This is a genomic window from Lysinibacillus sp. BPa_S21, assembly GCF_023337795.1.
Classification (GTDB): domain Bacteria; phylum Bacillota; class Bacilli; order Bacillales_A; family Planococcaceae; genus Lysinibacillus.
Genome location: NZ_JALIRS010000013.1, coordinates 17,523 through 37,882, shown reverse-complemented (window position 1 = coordinate 37,882; position 20,360 = coordinate 17,523). Strand labels below are relative to the sequence as shown.

Sequence of the window (20,360 nt, the reverse complement as noted above, 5' to 3'; positions counted from 1 at the left end):
TCTCTGCTACTTCTAAATCCTCTTTTATGCCTCTACCTTAAACTTCAAACTTGCCTTTACAAATGCAGCAAATAGTTTCTTTGAACCTTCATCTCCTGCAATAGCTAGCTCTTCAGGATGCCACTGTACTGCTAGACAAAATGGTAAATCTTCGTGTACTACCGCTTCAACAATGCCATCGCTTGATTTCGCTACCACTTTCAATTTTTCTGCTACTACGTTTATGGCCTGATGATGAAATGAATTTACAGCTATTTTTTCTTCCTCAATAATCGTCTTTAATAATGTATCAGGTGTTAAATTTACATAATGTGTTGTAATGCCTCGTGCTGCCTGTTGCGTGTGCTTTATTAATTTTCTGCTATGATATTCACTTTCAATATCCTGATAGAGCGTGCCTCCAAATGCAACATTTAGTATTTGAAGCCCTCGACAGATTCCTAGAATCGGCATTTTGCGAATTTTGGCCGCGTTCATTAAAGCAAGCTCCACTGAATCTCGTTCTGGATGAACCTTCCCTAATTTTGGTGTAGGTTCTGCGTTAAAAAGGAATGGGTGTACATCATAGCCACCCGATAGTAATAATCCGTCTGTCAACGATAAAACTTGCGCTACATCCTCTTCCACCCCAAGCGGAATTATAAGTGGGACACCCCCAGCTTCAATTATACTTTTGCTATAAGCAGCATTTAATCTTGAGGACAAATCATCCTCCGCAAAAGCCGTTATACCGATAATTGGTTTCATCATATCTCCTCCATGATCATATCTTTGGAACTACCTGTAAAAGCTTATTTAGGGAAGACTATATTGAAGGAATCCCCCACGATTAATTACCAAAAACCGAGATACCAATTCATCAACGCATCCCCATAGAAATAGATAATAATAGCAGCTACAGCAATAGAAGGTCCGAAGGGTATAGGCGTTTTTCTTCCTTGTCCGCTTACCTTTAACACAACGATTCCAACAATCATACCAATCACAGCAGCTATAAACAGTGTAAGAATTGTATGTATTGAACCGAGTACGAGACCAAGTAAAATGAATAATTTAATATCGCCTCCACCCATTCCACCTTTTGATAGAACAGCTATACAATACAATATGCTAAAACCCACTACAGCACCTACTATACTGTCCCACCATGGAGACAAAGGAGAGATCACTCGTCCAAAAACTAGCAATGGTAAAAAGAATAATAACACCTTATCGGGAATAAGCATATAAGCAAAATCCGACACAACAATAATGACTAATAATGAAATGAATAAAAGCGCTACGAAAAATTCTGCACTAAAGCCTAATTGCCAATAAGCAAATGCAAATAATACGCCCGTGATAAGTTCCATCAATGGATACATCCAAGAAATTTTTTGTCCACAGCTACGACATTTTCCACCTAAAAATACATAAGACAAAACAGGCACCAAATCAAGCGCTGTCAACTGCCTTTTACAAGAGGTGCAATGCGATGGTGGATGGACAATGGACTCCTTCAACGGCACACGTAAGCCAACGACATTAAAAAATGAGCCAAGAACGAACCCAAGTATTAAAACTGTAACTGTATAAGCAATTTCCATTTCAGGTCCTCCTATACTAATAGACGCTCATACATTTAAAGTATTGCGTCTGGATTCGACTTTTTGCTTAGGCCTAAATTTATGGTTGTCCTTCATTATCAAACGTCGTTACTCGTACGGATACGCAAGAACAGCTAAATGTTATTACATGCTGTATTCGAAGCGCATGTATTTTGAGGCTCTACCGTTAATTCAGGTTCTATTCATTATACTAATAATTACAAATATTCTAACTACTCTTTATTATCTATCATAATCTAAACTTCCATTTACCTCAATATTCGATGTATACAATGCTATTAAACAATAAAGAGTTATTTAGAGTATCGTAATTGAATGATACTCTAAATAACTCTGTTTTATTTCCTTAACAACCTACCCGACAACAGCAACCCTATCCCACCGATCGTGATAAATAGAACAGCCCGTATTAGTAAGTCTAGTGCTGACAAATCAAAGAATATAAGCTTAATAAACGCAAAGACTAAGATGACAAGACCTGTCATGCGTAATGTTCGTAAGTCACGCACGGTGCTAAGCCATAGTGAAATACTGGCTGTTAGGAATAATGTAATCGTTGTGAAGGCAATGCTTAGTTTCCAATCAAGCAAACTGTTGTAGGAAAGCTGTGATATGAGACCCCAAATGGATATCATCGTAAATACAACACTTGCACTTACGATCGGGTCTAGTAACTTCTCCATTTGCGCATGATAGGTCTGATAAATGCGTCCCTTCATCAGTAAATCAATCATAATTGCTACGATAACAGCGATATAGACGATTCTCGTTACTATATTTAACCACTCGATACCCTGCATATTATACGGAATAACTTCAAGCATTAGTGTAAAAAGAATGAAAAATACACTAAGGACAGGTGTTAATGCACGCCCTTTGTATTTTGTTGACACTAAAAGTGATCCTGTAAAAAGTAAAGCTAGGATAATACACATTAGATGTGGAATATGACCAACACCTGCAAAGTACGTTACATCGAGCTTTCCGATATAGGCTAAGAAATAACCAGTCGTCAGAACTGCCACAATATCTACCATAAACATTTCTTTCATAAATTTTTCAAAGGATGTCAGTGTCTCTTTTGGACGTCTTGCATATAGATAAATAATCAGGAGATATATTCCTGGCATGATCAAACTAGCATGATCTATGCTGAAAAATGGTGTTGGCTCATGAATTATAAAGCTTAAAGCGAGTGTAATCATAAAAGAAAATGAGCTGACAACCTTCATCATACTAATTCGTAAGCGTAAACTCATCATAACGCCAGCAAAGGTAATGAACGGAATTAGCAAATAATCCACTTTCTCCGGCAAATTCATAACTAGTAGCGTATTACATAATGTCATAAATGCGAGTGTTACGGCACTATCAAATGCCTCCTGCCATTTTTGCTTATAGCCATAACCCGCTAAAGCTGCAAACAAGCAAACTACTATGAGTAAAAGTGCCTCACTATAATTAATGGGACGAATAATAAAGTTTAAGAGCAATAAACTAAAGGCTCCTATACTAAATTGAAGTCCGACATGCATATATTTCAATTTCGATTCTGCATTGTATAAACGGCACCAACTCGTGTAAAAAATAGATAGAACAATCAGGAAACCTATTGCAAAAACAACTCGATTATCCTGGTTCATAAACGCTATAATGCTGACAGCTAGCACGGAGAAAAAGGAAGCTATATAGAGTGCCAATTTCTGCTTATGTTGATAAATGACAAATTGCAGCATCGTAAAGAGCACAACCACATAGATTAAGATAATTATAGGACTAAAGTTCATATATTCTAGTAAATAAGGTAGCAATAATGAGGTAAACGCTACAAATATAGTTAGTACTTCGTTTTTCTTTAAATAACTAATAACAATACCATAGCCGATATAAACTACGGTAATGCAAAGTGCCATCGTTAAACCGATGATTTCATACAATATCGCACTAGCAGCTGTTGTTAAGATTCCAACAATAAATGCCCCACCGTATAAAGAAATGGTCACGGCCGATGAGCCAATCTTTTTACGCTCTAGCATATAAGCTATTGCAGCTAAGGCAAGCGATAATGTGTAGGCGAGGATGATTTTAACCTCATTCGATAAATAGCCATAATCACTCACAAGCTTAAGACCCCACAGCACACCCATCACTAAAATGACCATAAATAATTTTGGAAGTGCCCACATCATACGCTCTTCCAACGATCGCTGTGGTTGCACCTTTTTTTCTGGATCTGTCATAGTTCTTGGCTTCGGTTTCAACTCTGAATTTGGCTTTAGGTTTTGCGCTGGTTTTGGCGCAAATTGATCAATCATGGGTTTCTTGGCACTTAATGTACTAGGTTTTTCAACATTTTGCTGACGCCTTAAGCTCTCTACTTCCTGCCGTAAATCCATCATTTCTTGCTCGAGCTTGGCAACCCTCCGCTCCATTTCAAGTGACACTCAATCATCCTCCCTGCTTTATCAATTTTTTACCATTATAACACATTTATTTATATTGTAAAATTACACTTTTAATTTAATTTTACTTTTTATTATCTAGGTCTTCGATACATTAAAGCACGTTGACTATCGCTGGTTCCCCGTGTAGTTGGATCTATGACAACTCCTATTAAAACTAAAATTGATAATACGGTATTGACGATCGTCATTGCTTGCTCACTCATTGCACTTGTTATATCGTAGCCAAAAATAGCAGCTACTTGCTGAGCGAGTAATACAATCAACGAAAAAAACGCAATTAAGAATGGTTTATGCTGAAAACGGATCTTCCAGTTAATTCTCATAATTGCTCACCTCCCCCCCTTCTCACCCTAGTATATGTTTCACCTTCATATGGCACATATGCAAAAATGGAGCGATAAACGTGGAATAACAGAGATTCGATGAGCGTTCCATCAACTTCAGAGCAGATTATGTAACTCGGAACCTGTTATAAAAAATTTCCAAACTTATATATCAAATGGTTTTACGATGAGTACTTTAGTCATATAGATTTAGGGTGCATCTTGTTGATTGATGCCTTCAAACTTGACATATGTGAGTAATGAGATGGTAAATGCGCGGAATGTTTTGAGGGCAATTGCCTGCTTATCGATTGTGTTATTACCTGTTACAACGAATACGGAAATTATTAATGGCTATATCAAAAATTCGTACTATCAATTTTTTAGGATACTATTATGTTTCGCGACGACAGCATTTATATTATTTTAGCAAAATGCTATTAAGTTAAGCTTCCTCCTAAATTTTTTAGATCAATTTGTTATATTCCATTTGTAGTAGTAAGTATTTTCTATGCAGCAAACACAACACTTCATGATGATGAATCCACTTATAATTTCAATAACTTTTCATTCTAAAAATACTTTCGTTCTTGCCTTTTAGTGCTTATTTAATTGGCAAGTAAAAGCCATCTCAGTATTGAGATGGCTTTTGTTGTCGAGATATTATTAAGTCAAAAATTATAGCGATAAATTGAACCGGCATTATTTGGCAGAGTGATGACGAAGCGATAGAAACCATTTTCAACACTTTAGTAATGAGAAGGTTCTAAGCCTTTACGTTTTCTTGCAACGAAAACTAACCCATAAACAAGTGGTGTTGCTACAATAGACGCTAAAAATTTAAACAGATATTGTGTGATAAATAATGTCAGTAACATTTTAAATGGCATTATTCCATAAAAGGCAATCGAAATAAATATGACCGTATCGATGAGTTGGCTTAACATCGTAGACGCATTGTTTCTAAGCCATAGCTTACCGTTTCCATGCTTTTCTTTTAGTTTATTAAATATGACTACATCCAAATTAACACTGACCGTATAGGCTACAAGACTTGCAATAATGACACGCATACTCCCACCGAGAATTATCTCAAACTCCTGCTGATGAGCAAAAGCTTGTGCTGGTGGTAGTTCAATGGCAATAGCGATAAAGCATACTGCAAACACTTGTGCCATAAGCCCAGTTCTGACCGTGCGACTGCCCGCTTCTTTACCATATACCTCGCAAATCACATCAATAAGAGGATAAGTGAAAATGATTAAAATTGCTGCACCCGGAAGTACTATCCATTCACCTATACTAAACACTTTAACAGCTAACACATTAGCTAAAATTAAAAAGCCAACAAACAATCCGTTTAAATAGTAAAGCATCAGCGATTATCCACCTTTTCAGGATACATATCGTGGTTCATCAAACGATGCTCTGCCATTTTTTCATATTTTGTACCTGGGCGACCATAGTTACACCAAGGGTCAATGGACAAGCCACCACGCGGCGTAAACTTACCCCATACTTCAATATAACGTGGCTCGATTAGTTTTATTAAATCATTCATGATGATATTCACGCAATCCTCATGAAAGTCCCCATGATTACGGAAGCTAAATAAATAGAGCTTTAATGATTTACTCTCGACTAGCTTTTTATCTGGAATAAACGATATATACATTGTCGCAAAGTCAGGCTGCCCTGTCATTGGACATAGACTCGTAAATTCCGGGCAATTAAATTTCACAAAAAAATCGTTTGTCGTATGTAAATTATCGACTGCTTCAAGTATTTCCGGTGAGTATTCAAATAAATATTTTGTATTTTGGTTACCAAGGAGTGTTAAGTCCTGTAAGCCTTGTTCTTCTTTTCTTCCTGTCATAAAAAATGCCTCCTCAATTGTGAGAAGTCCATTGTGCGTGAATCCTAATAAAAAAAAATCGCCATATCCGCATTTTTGGGATATGGCGTAGATGACATCATCCATAGTTTTTTATAGAGGGTATGCGCTATGAACCTCTTTCTTATTCGCTAGTTATATTAACTTAATAAACGCATTCAGTCAACCAATTTTTTCACAATATGGCATTGACAAAAATATCCTCACGTTATACAGTTAGTTACACAAGTAATTAACCAATTAACACAAGGAGGTGGATTGTGATTCACTCTTTAAACAATGAAAAGCCCATTTTCCAACAAATTCGCGAACGAATAGAGGATGGAATTTTAGATGGACACCTACAACCCGAAGATCGCATTCCATCCACTAATGAATTTGCAAAGGAATATCAAATTAATCCTGCAACAGCTGGAAAGGGAGTGAACGAATTAGTAGATAAAGGGGTAATTTATAAAAAACGTGGCGTCGGCATGTTTGTTAGTACTGACGCACGTGACATATTAATTGCGGAGCGCAAGGAAATTTTTTTTAAGCAACATATAGAGCCATTGAAAAAAGAAGCGATACGATTAGGTATTTCAGATAAAGAATTACAAAATATGTTACAAAGGGGTTAACTTATGAAAATCGAAGCGAAAAATGTTAGTAAATCCTATAGACAAAAGGAAGCTTTAAAAAATATCTCTTTTACAATTGAAGGACCTAAAATTATAGGATTTTTAGGTCATAATGGTGCTGGTAAAACCACATTCTTAAACTTATTATCAGGGCTTATTACTGCAACTAACGGTAACCTATCTGTCAATGGAGAGAATGTTTTCAATGTACCTTTAACGCTACGTGATATTTGTTTTGTTGCAGAGAGCGGAAACTTTCAAGAGGAAATGACAATTGCCCAAACATTAAAGGCGAATAGCTTCTTTTATCCAAAATGGGATGAGAATCTTGCAATGGAGCTACTAGAGGTTTTTGCGCTAAATCCAAAGGATAAGGTTCGCAGTTTATCGAAAGGAATGGTGTCTGCGTTAGGCATTATCACAGGCTTTGCAAGTAATGCAGGGATTACGATCTTCGATGAACCTTATATTGGACTTGATGTAGCTGCACGAAATACTTTTTATGATTTATTGATTGAACAACAAACCGAAAATCCAAGACTTTTTATTTTATCTACCCATTTAATTGATGAGGCGAGTGAGCTATTTGAAGAAATACTTATTTTACACGAAGGACAATTATTGCTTCAGAAAACTGCTGAGGAATGGCATGAGCATATTGTTGCAGTAAAAGGTAGTCCTTCTGATGTTGAGCAGGCAATTAATGGTCTAAAGATTATTTATAAGCATACGTTTATGCAGGAGCTAACGGCAATTATCTTCACTGATGGTCAATCCATTGTAGGACAAAATATTAGGCTCGAACGTGTTTCATTACACGATATGTTGGTGTATTTAAGTAAACAACAGAAAGCGGGGACTAGTAAATGAATACAGTAAAGGGCAGTTTGTATGTATTATTTCAAAGCTATAAAAAACAAATTATAACTTTTTGGTGCATTTTATTTTCAATCGTCCTATTTTCACTTTTCATAGATACTTTTTTTGAACTGCATGTTTATTCTTTTTCCATCATGATTTCTATCCCTGTTTATATTTTTTCCTGTGTCATGACAGCAAAGTTACTAAATAAAACCTTATCCTATTTTTTAAGACTTGGTTTAAGTCGCTTACAATTTATGTTGAATGTGGGGCTCTTTTTCATCTGTTGGAGCTTAATTGGTTCTTTTATGATTGGTTGTATTCAAAAAATAATTACTTCCGTCTCTGAAATTTTCATTATTCATCCTATTTTACTTTTAAATCATTCCCCATCATTTTTTCAAACGATGGCATTAGACTCTATTTTACTGATTTTCTTCCTAACTGCTGGCCTTTTGCTGAATGTTGTCTTTTATCGTTTAGGAACTATTGGCGGTTACAGTTTTGTAGGATTACTCGGCTTAACGACAATTGTTACAATCATTTTCAAGTGGTATTCTTCTTTGTTTGATTTCCTATCAAATATATCAGGCTTTGCTCTATTAAGTGGTTTATTAGTTATTAGTACATTACTCTACTCTATCATAACAATGGCAATGCGAAATGCTTCAGTCAATCCAGCATAATGATTACTGAATGAGTGGATAAAGGCTCCTTTATTGCTCGATGTTTACTCGTGGTCAAATACCATTAAAAGTATCTCCTAATTTTATATAATGTGTAACACCGAATAAAAAGCATTGGGAAATTAATACCCAATGCTTTTTTACAAAGTACATCTTGAACTTGGCATTTTTTATATTAATCCTGTTCATCCTCTTGCGTTGTATAGTCAATAGAATTGGCAATGTCCACTAACACTTCAGGTGTCACCTTATTTGAAACTCTCTTGTCAATCCACAACATATATTGCCATTCTTCTCTTTCGAAAATAAGTACATTAAAACCTGAAATTTCCATATAAATTGAAGTCGTTCCATTTTTCAAAACGAAAGTGTTGACGACACTTTCCTTTTTAACTGGAAACTTATACTGAATAGGTCGAACCGTTATTCTATAATGATGCTCCGGAAGTTGATGATTAATAAATGTCACTTCAAAAAAATCGTTCATGTCACCATCAAGGTCATTAAAGCGACCAAAATGATGTGTAAAACTAATAGGAGGTACTCGAAGTGGTAGCTTTAGTCCTTGATGAAAGTGCCGTTCAAAATCGGAGGCAGCTCCTTCAACCGTTTTATAGCCTATTTCAGGATAGACTTCTTCATATGAACTGGGCGAGTCTTTTATATAGGCATCACTAGGTTGAGAAAATAACAAATAACAGGAACTTAAGCAGAGAGAAAAAATTCTGTCCATTTTATCACCTCAGTATCACTTTAAGCGTAGTTTTTCCCAACTCCTTGAATTTATGTGCAAGTTGTCTTTTGTTCACTGTTATTTTTTTATATACTCTCCTTTTTCGTATGAATTTTACTATAGCAAAAGGCAATTGTTCGGGTTAGTAAAATTCGAACAATTGCCTTTTTAGTCTAAAAGAGTATATGTGCAACTAATGCTGCGATTGGTAGTGAAATAATTGTACGCATTAAGAAAATAATAACTAGATCTAAAAACTTCAGTGGAATTTTTGTACCTAAAATAAGGCCACCGACTTCAGACATATAAATAAGCTGTGTCACAGAAACAACAGCAATCACAAAGCGTGTAGAATCAGCCTCAATTCCTGCTCCTAAAATGGAGGGTAAGAACATGTCAGCGAAGCCAACAACCATCGTTTGTGCTGCCTCAGCTGCTTCTGGTAAACCAAGCACAGTTAAAATTGGTTCAAACGGCTTGCCTAAAAATGCAAAAACATTCGTGAATTCAGCAAGCATTAAAGCAACCGTACCAAATGCCATAACGACTGGTGCTACACCAACCCATAAATCCAAGACATTTCTAATCCCATCTTTTAAAAATTGGCGTGGGTCACGGTTGGCATGCGCAACGGCTAAAGCATTTTCTAAGCCATGGGACACCGAGTTATAACCTTCAGGTAATTCCTCACGTGATAAATCTACTGGTGTACCGTCGATATAAGTATCTTCTTTGTTAGCAAGCGGGAAAATTCGTGGCATCACTACTGCTAACACAAGACCACAAAGCACAACCGTTAAGTAATATGGAATAAAATAGCGTGCTAAATCCACTGTATCTAATACTACGATACAAAATGTGATAGATACTACAGAGAAGCTCGTTGCAATAATGGCAGACTCTTTCTTTGTGTAGTTCCCCATTTCATATTGCTTACTCGTCATCAGAACACCAATTGTTCCGTCACCAACCCACGATGTAAGTGCATCAACCGATGAACGACCAGGGCTTTTAAAGAGCGGACGCATAATTTTTACCATCATCGTTCCGAAAAATTCAAGTAATCCGAAGTTCGTTAAAAATGGTAATAGTATTCCAGCAAATAAGAAAATCGTAAATAAAAATGTAACTAAACCATCATCTGGATTCATTAATAATCCACCAGTATTTTTATTATTAATCATTGATGGTCCAAAATCAAACACTACCATTGAAGCAAATACTAAACCAATGACTCTTATAATTGTCCAAAACCAATTTACATAAAATAATGTAGATAAAATACTAGGCTCTTTTGTATGATTTCGAGGAATAAGTTTAGCAATGAGTGAACCAATTGCCGAAATCGCAAACATAATTATAGTAAAATAACTAATAACAGGCGCAACAAAACCTGCTAATAAACTTGCTAAAATAGCAATTGGAACTTTCCATCCATCTTCCGTTAAGATTGGTGTCATAAATAAAAGTACACCAATAAGAGACGGAATTATGAAGAAAAAGTATGAAGAAGTAGGATATTTTTTCATCATTTAAAGCCTCATTTCTTTTGGTTTTTTCGAAGTTTTATACATCTAGCTTGTTAGGTACTGTAAAACCACCAAGAAATGTATATCTGTATAAAATGTTTCATTCATCAATCGGGCATTTACGAGTAGTTAATGAAGGATAAAATAAAAAACATTCCTTTAAAAAGTAATAAAGGAATGCCCAAACACTACTTTTTATAATTAACATCCTCAATGCAAAATTTTATGCATTAAGTCTTTTAGAATAATCATTATCTTTCATTTTTATGAACTTAAAAAATATCGTAAACCTACAATACTTCGGTTAATTCTACAACAAAATGCATTTTTATTCAATCAAAAATTTTAATATTATTATTATTCTCTGCTAATATTATTTGCATTTCTTCTTTGCACCATTCCCTTTCAACAAAGCTCAATTTTACAGTAACTGAAGTCTAAAAGAAGTTAAAATTTGGTGAAACCCTCCATGAATCATATCTATTTTAATTGCCTAAGAGATTTAACCAGCCCTTAATAGGCATACAAATAGACCACATTGTCTTTCATCTCATATGTTAATTATGAACCACAACTTATCAAAACAGGAGGTTTTACCATGGATAGACGTATGCATCATATGCATCATATGCAACATATGCAACATATGCATCACCATCATCATGCAAAAGGTCCACATTGTTGTCCACCAGTTACATGTCCAACTCAATTTGAACCACCACATTGTTGTCCACCGGAGGAATTTGTACGCACTAATTACATCCATACAGTTGTACCACATGTACAGCCAGCACATGTCACAACAGTAAATAAACATATAATTGATCATCAGTATCATTTCCCTTGCACGGAGTCTGTAGTGAATGAATGTTGCGAAACTCATACACTTTGTGAAATGCCACCTGATCCTTGCCATATGCATCATCATCACCATATGGGACACCATCACCATCACATGGACCATCATCATATGGGTCATCATCATATGGGCTATTAATAAATATGCGATGAGGATAAAAATACCTCATCGCATATTTACTCTATAATGTGGTTTACTATTTAACGCTCATTTCATTAGAAAAACCGAGCACCTTTTACTAGGTACTCGGTTTACTAATTTTAGTACATTTTTAAATATTGATCGCGTTCCCATTGGTGTACTGTTGTACGGTACATGTCGAACTCGATTTCTTTTGCTTCTTTAAAGTTTGCATAGATATGCTCACCTAAAGCTGCTTGAGCTACTTCATCCTTAGCAAGTAATGCTAGAGCATCATCAAGTGCTGGTGGTAAGTTTGCGATACCATTCGCTTTACGCTCTTCATCAGACATCACATAGATGTTACGGTTAATAGCAGCTGGTGGTGTTAAGCTACGGCGAATACCTTCAAGTCCAGCTTCTAAAATAACAGCCATCGCTAAATATGGATTAGCAGATGGGTCCACTGAACGTACTTCTACACGAGTTGAAAGACCACGTGCTGAAGGGATACGGATAAGTGGTGAACGGTTTTGAGCAGACCATGCTACATAACATGGTGCTTCATAACCCGGTACAAGACGTTTATAAGAGTTAACTGTTGGGTTTGTCACAGCAGTGAAGCCTTGAACGTGAGCAAGGACACCTGCCATGAATTGCATTGCTGTTTCTGAAAGACCTAGTTCAGTAGATTCATCGTAGAATGCATTCTCTTTCCCTTTGAATAATGAAACGTTGAAGTGCATACCAGAGCCAGCTTCACCGAATAATGGTTTTGGCATAAATGTAGCATGTAGACCGTGTTTACGAGCAATTGTTTTAACAACTAATTTGAACGTTTGGATATTGTCACAAGCTGTAATTGCGTCTGCATATTTAAAGTCAATTTCGTGTTGTCCTGGAGCTACCTCATGGTGAGATGCTTCAATTTCGAAGCCCATTTCTTCTAGCTCTAATACGATATCACGACGGCAGTTTTCACCAAGATCAGTTGGTGCTAAGTCGAAGTAACCACCATGGTCATTTACTTCTAATGTCGGTTCACCTTTTGCATCTAATTTGAATAAGAAGAATTCTGGCTCAGGTCCTAAATTGAAGCTTGAGAATCCCATATCTTCCATTTTCTTAAGGATGCGTTTTAAGTTGTTTCGTGGGTCACCAGCAAATGGCTCGCCTTTAGCAGTGTATACATCACAGATGAAACGTGCTACTTTCCCTTTTTCAGAAGTCCAAGGGAACACTACGAAAGAATCTAAATCAGGATATAAATACATATCTGATTCTTCGATACGTACGAAGCCTTCAATGGATGAGCCATCAAACATCATTTTGTTTTCTAGTGCTTTGTCTAATTGGCTTACAGGAATCTCAACGTTTTTGATAGTGCCAAGAATATCTGTAAATTGTAGACGAATAAAGCTTACGTTTTTTTCTTCGATTAGACGTTTAATGTCCTCTTTAGTGTATTTACCCACAGTTTTCCACACTCCTATAAATTGTCTAGCTTTTTATCATTACCCTACTCTATTAATAAAGACATGAATAATATTGCCTTTTTATTGGATCATCACCAAAACGTGTGGTTGATTTCCGTTCCAACTGGGCGCTTTGCCGCTGACGCTTCGCTTTCGCGCAGAGCAGAGCTTCCTGGGGGCGTCCGATGAGCCGCTTGGGCCAACACGAGGTTGGTCACGAAGGCGTTATCACAGGATGTGATGCTCTTAGCCTTCGTTCCTCTATGTGCTCGCTCCAGGGTCTCATCTGTGACGCTAATCCCCAAGGAGTCGCCCAGCCTCCACTTCAATCAACTTATTTAACAAAAGTCATCCACTACTTTTGGTGATGTTGCCTTTTATTAATAGAATCGAGATAAATCCCCACGACGGATGGATGATTTTTGCATGCGTTGTGCTTGAAGCATTTCCTCACGCATAATGCGACGTAATTCTGAGTCACTTAAATTAGGTTCATCTGTTGAAACAGGTTCATTCTTTTTAGCGAACAGCTTTTTAATTTTTGCCATGTTCATGCCCTGTTCCAAGTAATCTTTAATTTCCAGCAATGTATCGACGTCATTTAATGAAAACATTCGACGGTTGCCTTCTGTTCGGTGCGGCTCAATTAAATGGTGTTCTTCATAATAACGAATCTGACGTGCCGAAAGCTCGGTCAATTGCATTACGATATTCATTGATAATAACGGCATAGTTCGTCTAATTTCACGACTCATTTAAGTCCCCTCCAATACCTGCTAATAATATAACGAATAATTCACACTGTCAACAGTTCATGTAAGGTTTCCTAACATGGAATAAAATAATTTTTTTGAAATGATGAAAAATTGTAAAAAACTAAACTTACTATTCTAGTGTGGGGTTGATTTCCGTGGCCAACACGATGTTGGTCACGAAGGCGTTATCACAGGATGTGATGCTCTTAGCCTTCGTTCCCCTAACGCTAATCCCCAAGAAGTCGCTAAGCCTCACTCCAATCAACTTATATAAATGACATTTATAAAATATCATCTTCTTTCATCCATAAGAAAAAACTATTCAAAACGGAAATTTTGAATAGTTTTTCGTTACTTATTTTTGGATTTTTTGAACAGCACTGCAAATAGCAAACTTTACGTGCTCGTATGTTAACCCGCCTTGAATAAATGCTGTAAATGGCGGACGAATAGGACCGTCTGCCGTAAGCTCAATACTTGAACCTTGGATGAATGTTCCAGCTGCCATGATGACATCATCCTCATAGCCAGGCATATACGCTGGCTCCGGTGCATAATGCGCATTAATTGGTGAATTTGCTTGAATTTCACGACAAAAAGCAATCATTTGTTCCGCAGTTTGGAAAGAAACCGATTGAATTAAATCCGTACGATTAGCATCATATCTTGGTGATGTATTCATGCCAATTTCTCCTAGCATAGCAGCTGTGAAAATAGCACCTTTTAAAGCTTGCGATACAACATGTGGGGCAAGGAAAAATCCTTGATAGAAATCACCAAGTGTATTTAATGTTGCTCCTGCTTCAGCACCAATACCTGGTGATGTCATACGATAAGCACATTTCTCTACTAAATCCGCACGACCCGCAATATAACCACCAATTTTTGCTAAGCCTCCACCAGGATTTTTAATGAGCGAGCCTGCCATTAAATCAGCCCCAACTTCTGTCGGTTCCTGCGCCTCAACAAATTCACCGTAGCAATTATCAACAAAAATAATTGCATCTGGTGCTAATTCACGGATCTTTACACACATTTCTGTAATTTGCGAAATGGTAAAGGATGGGCGTGTTGCATAGCCTTTCGAACGCTGGATAGCAATCATTTTTGTGTTTGCTGTAATGGCAGCCGCAACGCCTTTCCAATCGATCTTTTGATTATCGATTAAATCCACATGGCTATAACCGATTTTATAATCTTTTAACGAGCCAGTATCCTTGTCTCCACCATCGACGATTGATTGCAATGTATCATACGGCTGACCCGAAATATAAAGTAATTCATCACCAGGACGTAACACTCCGAATAAGCTAAGTGTGATTGCATGTGTACCAGAAATAATTTGCGGACGTACAATGGCAGCCTCCGCTCCAAAGACCTCTGCATAAACACGTTCTAAATTGTCACGCCCCTCATCATCATAGCCATAACCGTTAGATGGGTGCAGATGATAATCACTTACTTGATGCTTACGGAACGCAGCAAGCACTTTTTGTTGATTGAAGAACGCCATTTCTTCTACCTTTGCATGAAAAGGGCGTACCTTTGCTTCTATTTTAGCAGCTAATGCTAATGTCTCTTCTGTTAGATTGGTTGTAAAAGTCATACTGTTCTTCTCCATTTCACATTTGTTCAAATCTTATCTTAACAATTTGTGAGCCTGCCTGCAAAAATTGCTTTCGTTTCTGATTGCATTTCTTGCAAAGTTCAAATTGCAAACTTAAACTATTTTTCTTTGTTATAATAAGTTATTTAATTAGGTGTGTTAAAAACCATTTTTTATACATCCAAATTAATTTGAAGAGGCTGATTTCCGCTACGGGCTACTCGCTTTGTCGCTGACGCTTCGCTTTCGCGCAGAGCAAAGCTTCCTGCGGGCGAGCGTCGAGTAGCCCTTCGCTACAATCAGTTAAAATGGGAATACATAATAAACCTATTTTTTCCTAATCAACACGCCCGTTATTTAATGTCGGATAATTCCAAATTATAAGGCGTTACTTTCTTTGTAATAACTCTTATATACCAAAAAGAAGTATTTCCTGATTTTTATTTACAACAACATCAATTTTTTCTGGACGAAATTGCGTACGGAGGCTTTATCTTCATTCAGTAGGTGTCCAAACACCTACTGAATGAAAACAAAATGATTTATTCAACTAAGGGGTGACAGGGTTGGCTTGGGAGGTTTTTAGTATCATTGGAACAATCGCCTTTGCTATTTCCGGGGCAATAATTGCAATGGAGGAAGAATACGATTTATTCGGTGTCTATATACTCGGTATCGTAACCGCATTCGGTGGTGGAGCTATACGAAATCTATTGATAGGGTTACCTGTAACTACACTGTGGGGGCAGGATATGATGTTTCAAATTGCCATTGCAGCCATTACAATTTTTTTCTTATTTCCGCATCGACTTATTCAACATTGGCATCGCTGGGGCAATATCACTGATGCTATTGGATTATCTGCATTTGCGATTCAAGGTGCTCTGTATGCTGTAAAGCTCGACATGCCAATTAGCGCGGTTATTGTAGCTGCTGTCTTAACAGGGTCAGGTGGTGGAATTATTCGCGATTTATTAGCTAGACGACAACCATTAGTCCTCCGTGATGAAATCTATGGTGTTTGGGCAGCACTAGCTGGGCTTATCATCGGACTTCAACTATTTTCAGGGGATCTCTTTTTATATGTATTATTTGGTGTGATCACAGTACTAAGAATACTTTCCTATATGAAGAAATGGCGATTACCGTTGCGGAGGTTGAATCGAGCATAGTTATACTGTTGCATAATAACAAGCCCAAATATCAAATTTGGGCTTGTTATTTCTTATTTATCTATCCACGGCAGCGACAATAAGCACCCGAAAATTAATAAAGTTACTTTTTCAACAACAACGTAGCTTCTTCTAAAGTAGCCATATTTTTCATCATCGAGCAAGCTGCGTCCAAAATAGGAAAGGCTAACGCTGCACCAGAGCCCTCTCCCAATCGCATATTCATTTGTAGCATCGGTTCAATTCCGAGCATTTCAGCGGCAATTTTAGCACCTGGTTCTTCTGAGGCGTGCGAAGGAATAATATAGTCTTTGACGTTTGGTTCGAGTTCGAAAGCGATAAGGGCAGCGATGGTAGAAATAAAGCCATCAATAACAACAGGTTTGCGATGTGCAGCAGCAGCAAGTATTACCCCAGCCATAGCACCTATTTCTAACCCTCCGACTTTCGCAAGAATATCTATTGCATCCTGACGATTTGGTTTGTTTAATGCAATAGCATTGTGAATGACTTCTACTTTATGCGCTATTCCCCCTGGTCCAACACCTGCGCCAAAGCCTGTTACTTCATTCGGATGACATTCGCGAAGAACCGATAATATGGCAGCACTCGGTGTTGTATTACCAATGCCCATTTCACCTGTCCCGAGTACATTGACCCCTTTTTGGATTTCTTCCGAAGCTACTTCAATTCCTACTTCAATGGATTGAATGGCTTCTTCCCTTGACATAGCAGGACCTTTTGCCATATTGTCCGTTCCGTATTTAATTTTTTTAATAATGACACCCGCATCATGTGGAATATCCTCTTTTACGCCAACATCTACTGTGACAATTTTAGCATCTGTGATTTTTGCGATAGCACAGACACCAGTTCCTCCTCTAGGGAAGTTTAATGTTTGAAAGACCGTCACATTTTGTGGATTTGAGGTCACCCCTTCATCACAAACACCATGATCTGCGGCACAAACAATCATCGCTTTATGATCAATTGCAGGAAATAGTTCGCCTGTAATTCCTGATAATTGCACAGCTAGAGTCTCCAGCTTCCCTAAACTACTAGGCGGCTTGCAAAGTGCATCTATGCGTTCCCTTGCTGCCTCCATCATTTTGTGGTCAGCACTTTGAATGTTTTGAATCGTTTGTTGTAATAATTGCATGAAAATTTCCCCTTTCTTTTTTGCCCTTGTTACTCGAAGAATGATTTAGAGAAAAAAATAAAAAGCCTGTAGTTTATTCATAACAAATAAACTACAGACTTTTCCATCGTCTATATAATACGAAGCAGATAGGCAGGTCTCCTGGCTCAATTTCAACATTTCATAGAACCTTCCCAGCACGATGCTAGTGGCATTCTCTATGAAACTCTCTTTTACAGTGGTGGGACCGCTAAAGCTTTTCACTTTATTCCCTATTCTCCCGCAATGGGCACCTAATGCTTTTATGCAATTACTTTAAATCTACGGCAAAGTGTTTTTTGTGTCAATGTTTTAATTTTTCCGAAAACCTAAACATCAAAAATATTTCTAAATTTGGATATCTACAAAAGGCTTCTTGTTAGTTTACTATTGTGAAATTCGCTTTGTTTTATCTATTTCACTCAGAAATGTTGCGCCAAGTAAAAGGATAGCGCCTAATATTTGTAGGGCCGTCATTTTCTCTCCTAGAATCATCGTCGAAATTACTAATGATGTTAGTGGATCAATATAGCTTAAAATAGCTATACTTTGCCCTTTTAGATGACGCATTCCAAAAAAGAACAAATAGAAGCCTATTCCAGCATGGACAATGCCCAATGCTATAAGTAAACTAATTGATTTTATATCGATTTGAACTATTTGGAACCCATTAGTCCCAAAAAGATAAATGGCAAGAAATAACGCTGCTAAAGCAAGTTGAATAATCGTATTATTTGGCTCTTTTAATCCACGAATATACTTATTGGTGAATGTCACTATTGTATAGAAGCAAGCTGCAATAAGCCCATAGATAATACCGATATAATGTCCACTCGTTTCGGTAGTTTGACTTTGGACAATAAAAAACAGCCCTACTAGTGCAACACAAACATAAAAAATTTTTCTTACTACTATTTTCTCTTTCAAAACGATCGGTGATAAACAAATCACTAGTACTGGAGCAAAATAGTAGCTAAGAGCTGCATTTGCGATGGTTGTTTCCTTGTACGCTTGGAAAAGAAAAATCCAATTACCACATAAGGCTAAGCTCGAAAGTACTAATGGCCATTTGTTTTGCAAAACTGTAGTTTTCGTAAATCTTTCTTTTTTATAAAAGAACATCAATAGTAAAAAACAAGCGCCAATGAGACTCATCCAAAAGGCAATTTCACTTGAAGGTAACTTAATATATTTTGCAAAAACACCGACAGCGCCAAAAATAACCATTGATAAAATAAAAGATAGTTTTCCGCTCATTTCTAATTCCTACTTTCTACATGTATAAAGTCTTCGATATACAGTAGAATCTATTGAGAATTAGCAAGCATTTATCGAATGCCTAAACAGTAGATTCTACTGTAAAGACATTGCTGGGGGTGCAATCGTTCGATACATACTTATCCCTCCTTAACGGATTTAATTGTAACATATTTCTGAATATTCATGCACAAGAATATTAATGCTAGATAAGTTTGGGCGTTCATACAATGTAAGGGTAGGACAAAATCAAAAGATAGGAGAAGAGACGATGGACACAAAAGAGCTAAGAAACGCAATTGCTGAAACATGCGAAAATTATGATAGCCTATATGCTCAGCTAGTAAAACCGATAAACCAAATATTAATCAATGTAGACGCTTCTATAGGAGAAGATACGGCAAATAAAATCATTGAAAACTTAAAGTTATTTCACAGTGGCGATAAAAACATTACTGAATGTCACTTAGATGAGAGCGAAAACTTCTTAAAGGAAGGTATTGAACTTCTTAAGAAAGGAGATCTTGCGAATGGCGCATTACAAATTTACGGTGCTGGTTTAAACTTTGCTAGTTACACTTCAAAGATTCGCGGGCAAAAAAATGTTAATCCATACAAGAATTTCGAAAAAAACTTTAGCCTTATCATGAACTCACTAAAAAAATAAGAACAAGAAAAAAGAAAGAGCAACTATTGATAGGCTCTTTCTCTTTACAGTACGTCATTATTTAAATTCTAACTCTCCATCATAAGCAAGCATGCCGCCTTCAAGGTTTGTTACGTCAAAGCCTTGAGCTTCAAGGTATGCACAAGCATTTGCTGAACGACCGCCTGCCTTACAAACGATAATGTATGGCTTAGAAGCATCTAATTCATCTAATCGCTCTGGGATTGTCCCAAGTGCAATATGCTGAGCACCAGGAATCATGCCCTGTGCCACCTCTTCATCTTCACGAACATCAATAATATATAGGTCTTCGTTTGCATCTAATAGTGCTACTATTTCAGTTGTATCCATTGATTTCATTTGTGTTGTCCTCCAATATGTCGATTTCCTCTTACATTATAGCCTGTAGGCAAAAAAACAGCTAGTGTCAAGAACACTAACTGTTTTAATCTAGTTTTTTAAGGCCCTTCATCATAACGTGGGGTTGATTTCCGTTCCGACTGGGCGCTTTGTAGCTGACGCTTCGCTTTCGCACAGAGCTTCCTAGGGGCGTC

The 20,360-nt window shown here is 37.1% G+C and carries 20 protein-coding genes and 1 riboswitch; of the genes, 6 read left to right on the top strand and 14 right to left on the bottom strand.

The features are described from left to right. Window positions 1–24 precede the first annotated feature (24 nt). The 6 genes from MOK21_RS19890 to queF form a co-directional block, all read right to left on the bottom strand. Complete coding sequence (locus MOK21_RS19890; RefSeq protein ID WP_249075691.1) at window positions 25–747, bottom strand: gamma-glutamyl-gamma-aminobutyrate hydrolase family protein; 723 nt, start codon at window positions 745–747, stop codon at window positions 25–27. 86 nt (window positions 748–833) lie between these two features. After that, window positions 834–1,586: a prepilin peptidase gene (locus tag MOK21_RS19885; RefSeq protein WP_249075690.1), complete on the bottom strand. Its 753-nt coding sequence runs from the start codon at window positions 1,584–1,586 to the stop codon at window positions 834–836. Between the two features lie 359 nt (window positions 1,587–1,945). Then, complete coding sequence (locus MOK21_RS19880; protein WP_249075689.1) at window positions 1,946–4,051, bottom strand: DUF2339 domain-containing protein; 2,106 nt, start codon at window positions 4,049–4,051, stop codon at window positions 1,946–1,948. A 92-nt stretch (window positions 4,052–4,143) separates the two neighbouring features. After that, window positions 4,144–4,395 (bottom strand): phage holin, encoded by a 252-nt coding sequence (locus MOK21_RS19875; protein ID WP_249075688.1) that lies wholly within the window; start codon window positions 4,393–4,395, stop codon window positions 4,144–4,146. A gap of 749 nt (window positions 4,396–5,144) precedes the next feature. Continuing rightward, complete coding sequence (locus MOK21_RS19870) at window positions 5,145–5,771, bottom strand: queuosine precursor transporter (RefSeq protein ID WP_249075687.1); 627 nt, start codon at window positions 5,769–5,771, stop codon at window positions 5,145–5,147. Next, window positions 5,771–6,271, bottom strand: coding sequence for a preQ(1) synthase (gene queF, locus MOK21_RS19865; RefSeq protein WP_249075686.1), 501 nt, complete (start codon window positions 6,269–6,271; stop codon window positions 5,771–5,773). Before queF ends, MOK21_RS19870 begins: the two co-directional genes overlap by 1 nt. A gap of 278 nt (window positions 6,272–6,549) precedes the next feature. Here queF and MOK21_RS19860 point away from each other — a divergent pair, with 278 nt between their 5' ends. Genes MOK21_RS19860 through MOK21_RS19850 form a run of 3 tightly spaced genes read left to right on the top strand, consistent with a single transcriptional unit; the run spans window position 6,550 to window position 8,456 of the window. Beyond that, a complete protein-coding gene (locus tag MOK21_RS19860; protein WP_249075685.1) occupies window positions 6,550–6,909 on the top strand; it encodes a GntR family transcriptional regulator in 360 nt (119 codons plus the stop codon). Between the two features lie 3 nt (window positions 6,910–6,912). Beyond that, a complete protein-coding gene (locus MOK21_RS19855) occupies window positions 6,913–7,779 on the top strand; it encodes an ABC transporter ATP-binding protein (RefSeq protein WP_249075684.1) in 867 nt (288 codons plus the stop codon). Then, window positions 7,776–8,456 carry a hypothetical protein gene (locus MOK21_RS19850; protein ID WP_249075683.1) on the top strand — a complete coding sequence of 227 codons (681 nt, stop codon included), beginning with the start codon at window positions 7,776–7,778 and terminating at the stop codon, window positions 8,454–8,456. Before MOK21_RS19855 ends, MOK21_RS19850 begins: the two co-directional genes overlap by 4 nt. 175 nt (window positions 8,457–8,631) lie before the next feature. Here the strand turns inward: MOK21_RS19850 and MOK21_RS19845 are convergent, their stop codons facing one another. Continuing rightward, on the bottom strand, window positions 8,632–9,189 hold the full coding sequence (locus tag MOK21_RS19845; protein WP_249075682.1) for a hypothetical protein: 558 nt from the start codon (window positions 9,187–9,189) through the stop codon (window positions 8,632–8,634). Between the two features lie 173 nt (window positions 9,190–9,362). Further along, complete coding sequence (locus MOK21_RS19840; RefSeq protein ID WP_249075760.1) at window positions 9,363–10,718, bottom strand: YjiH family protein; 1,356 nt, start codon at window positions 10,716–10,718, stop codon at window positions 9,363–9,365. A gap of 598 nt (window positions 10,719–11,316) precedes the next feature. On the opposite strand from MOK21_RS19840, the gene MOK21_RS19835 reads away from it, so the two are divergent. Continuing rightward, window positions 11,317–11,715: a CotD family spore coat protein gene (locus tag MOK21_RS19835; RefSeq protein ID WP_308221944.1), complete on the top strand. Its 399-nt coding sequence runs from the start codon at window positions 11,317–11,319 to the stop codon at window positions 11,713–11,715. 122 nt (window positions 11,716–11,837) lie between these two features. Here the strand turns inward: MOK21_RS19835 and glnA are convergent, their stop codons facing one another. From glnA to MOK21_RS19820, 3 genes are all read right to left on the bottom strand, one after another. After that, a complete protein-coding gene (gene glnA / locus MOK21_RS19830; protein ID WP_249075681.1) occupies window positions 11,838–13,172 on the bottom strand; it encodes a type I glutamate--ammonia ligase in 1,335 nt (444 codons plus the stop codon). A 380-nt stretch (window positions 13,173–13,552) separates the two neighbouring features. Next, window positions 13,553–13,927 (bottom strand): MerR family transcriptional regulator, encoded by a 375-nt coding sequence (locus tag MOK21_RS19825; RefSeq protein ID WP_249075680.1) that lies wholly within the window; start codon window positions 13,925–13,927, stop codon window positions 13,553–13,555. A 355-nt stretch (window positions 13,928–14,282) separates the two neighbouring features. Next, entirely contained in the window at window positions 14,283–15,533 is a 1,251-nt protein-coding gene (locus MOK21_RS19820) for a methionine gamma-lyase family protein (protein ID WP_249075679.1), read from the bottom strand. A 566-nt stretch (window positions 15,534–16,099) separates the two neighbouring features. On the opposite strand from MOK21_RS19820, the gene MOK21_RS19815 reads away from it, so the two are divergent. Beyond that, entirely contained in the window at window positions 16,100–16,705 is a 606-nt protein-coding gene (locus tag MOK21_RS19815) for a trimeric intracellular cation channel family protein (RefSeq protein WP_249075678.1), read from the top strand. A 103-nt stretch (window positions 16,706–16,808) separates the two neighbouring features. Here the strand turns inward: MOK21_RS19815 and cobT are convergent, their stop codons facing one another. Together cobT and MOK21_RS19805 are read right to left on the bottom strand one after the other, a co-directional pair. After that, complete coding sequence (cobT, locus tag MOK21_RS19810; RefSeq protein WP_249075677.1) at window positions 16,809–17,864, bottom strand: nicotinate-nucleotide--dimethylbenzimidazole phosphoribosyltransferase; 1,056 nt, start codon at window positions 17,862–17,864, stop codon at window positions 16,809–16,811. Window positions 17,865–17,978: 114 nt separating this feature from the next. After that, window positions 17,979–18,155: riboswitch (cobalamin riboswitch) on the bottom strand. A gap of 114 nt (window positions 18,156–18,269) precedes the next feature. Continuing rightward, window positions 18,270–19,139, bottom strand: coding sequence for a DMT family transporter (locus MOK21_RS19805; RefSeq protein WP_249075676.1), 870 nt, complete (start codon window positions 19,137–19,139; stop codon window positions 18,270–18,272). A gap of 271 nt (window positions 19,140–19,410) precedes the next feature. Between MOK21_RS19805 and MOK21_RS19800 the strand changes: the two genes are divergently transcribed. Next, complete coding sequence (locus MOK21_RS19800) at window positions 19,411–19,806, top strand: PaREP1 family protein (RefSeq protein ID WP_249075675.1); 396 nt, start codon at window positions 19,411–19,413, stop codon at window positions 19,804–19,806. A 57-nt stretch (window positions 19,807–19,863) separates the two neighbouring features. Here the strand turns inward: MOK21_RS19800 and MOK21_RS19795 are convergent, their stop codons facing one another. After that, entirely contained in the window at window positions 19,864–20,166 is a 303-nt protein-coding gene (locus tag MOK21_RS19795; RefSeq protein ID WP_249075674.1) for a rhodanese-like domain-containing protein, read from the bottom strand. Window positions 20,167–20,360: the final 194 nt, after the last annotated feature.

Bases quoted from the DNA above. Each gene is read 5' to 3' on its own strand.
- MOK21_RS19825 (WP_249075680.1), bottom strand. From the start codon at position 13,927: ATGAGTCGTGAAATTAGACGAACTATGCCGTTATTATCAATGAATATC.
- MOK21_RS19840 (WP_249075760.1), bottom strand. From the start codon at position 10,718: ATGAAAAAATATCCTACTTCTTCATACTTTTTCTTCATAATTCCGTCT.
- MOK21_RS19870 (WP_249075687.1), bottom strand. From the start codon at position 5,771: ATGCTTTACTATTTAAACGGATTGTTTGTTGGCTTTTTAATTTTAGCT.
- cobT (WP_249075677.1), bottom strand. From the start codon at position 17,864: ATGCAATTATTACAACAAACGATTCAAAACATTCAAAGTGCTGACCAC.
- MOK21_RS19850 (WP_249075683.1), top strand. From the start codon at position 7,776: ATGAATACAGTAAAGGGCAGTTTGTATGTATTATTTCAAAGCTATAAA.
- MOK21_RS19845 (WP_249075682.1), bottom strand. From the start codon at position 9,189: ATGGACAGAATTTTTTCTCTCTGCTTAAGTTCCTGTTATTTGTTATTT.
- MOK21_RS19890 (WP_249075691.1), bottom strand. From the start codon at position 747: ATGAAACCAATTATCGGTATAACGGCTTTTGCGGAGGATGATTTGTCC.
- MOK21_RS19800 (WP_249075675.1), top strand. From the start codon at position 19,411: ATGGACACAAAAGAGCTAAGAAACGCAATTGCTGAAACATGCGAAAAT.
- MOK21_RS19855 (WP_249075684.1), top strand. From the start codon at position 6,913: ATGAAAATCGAAGCGAAAAATGTTAGTAAATCCTATAGACAAAAGGAA.
- MOK21_RS19875 (WP_249075688.1), bottom strand. From the start codon at position 4,395: ATGAGAATTAACTGGAAGATCCGTTTTCAGCATAAACCATTCTTAATT.
- MOK21_RS19885 (WP_249075690.1), bottom strand. From the start codon at position 1,586: ATGGAAATTGCTTATACAGTTACAGTTTTAATACTTGGGTTCGTTCTT.
- MOK21_RS19820 (WP_249075679.1), bottom strand. From the start codon at position 15,533: ATGACTTTTACAACCAATCTAACAGAAGAGACATTAGCATTAGCTGCT.
- queF (WP_249075686.1), bottom strand. From the start codon at position 6,271: ATGACAGGAAGAAAAGAAGAACAAGGCTTACAGGACTTAACACTCCTT.
- MOK21_RS19795 (WP_249075674.1), bottom strand. From the start codon at position 20,166: ATGAAATCAATGGATACAACTGAAATAGTAGCACTATTAGATGCAAAC.
- MOK21_RS19805 (WP_249075676.1), bottom strand. From the start codon at position 19,139: ATGAGCGGAAAACTATCTTTTATTTTATCAATGGTTATTTTTGGCGCT.
- MOK21_RS19835 (WP_308221944.1), top strand. From the start codon at position 11,317: ATGGATAGACGTATGCATCATATGCATCATATGCAACATATGCAACAT.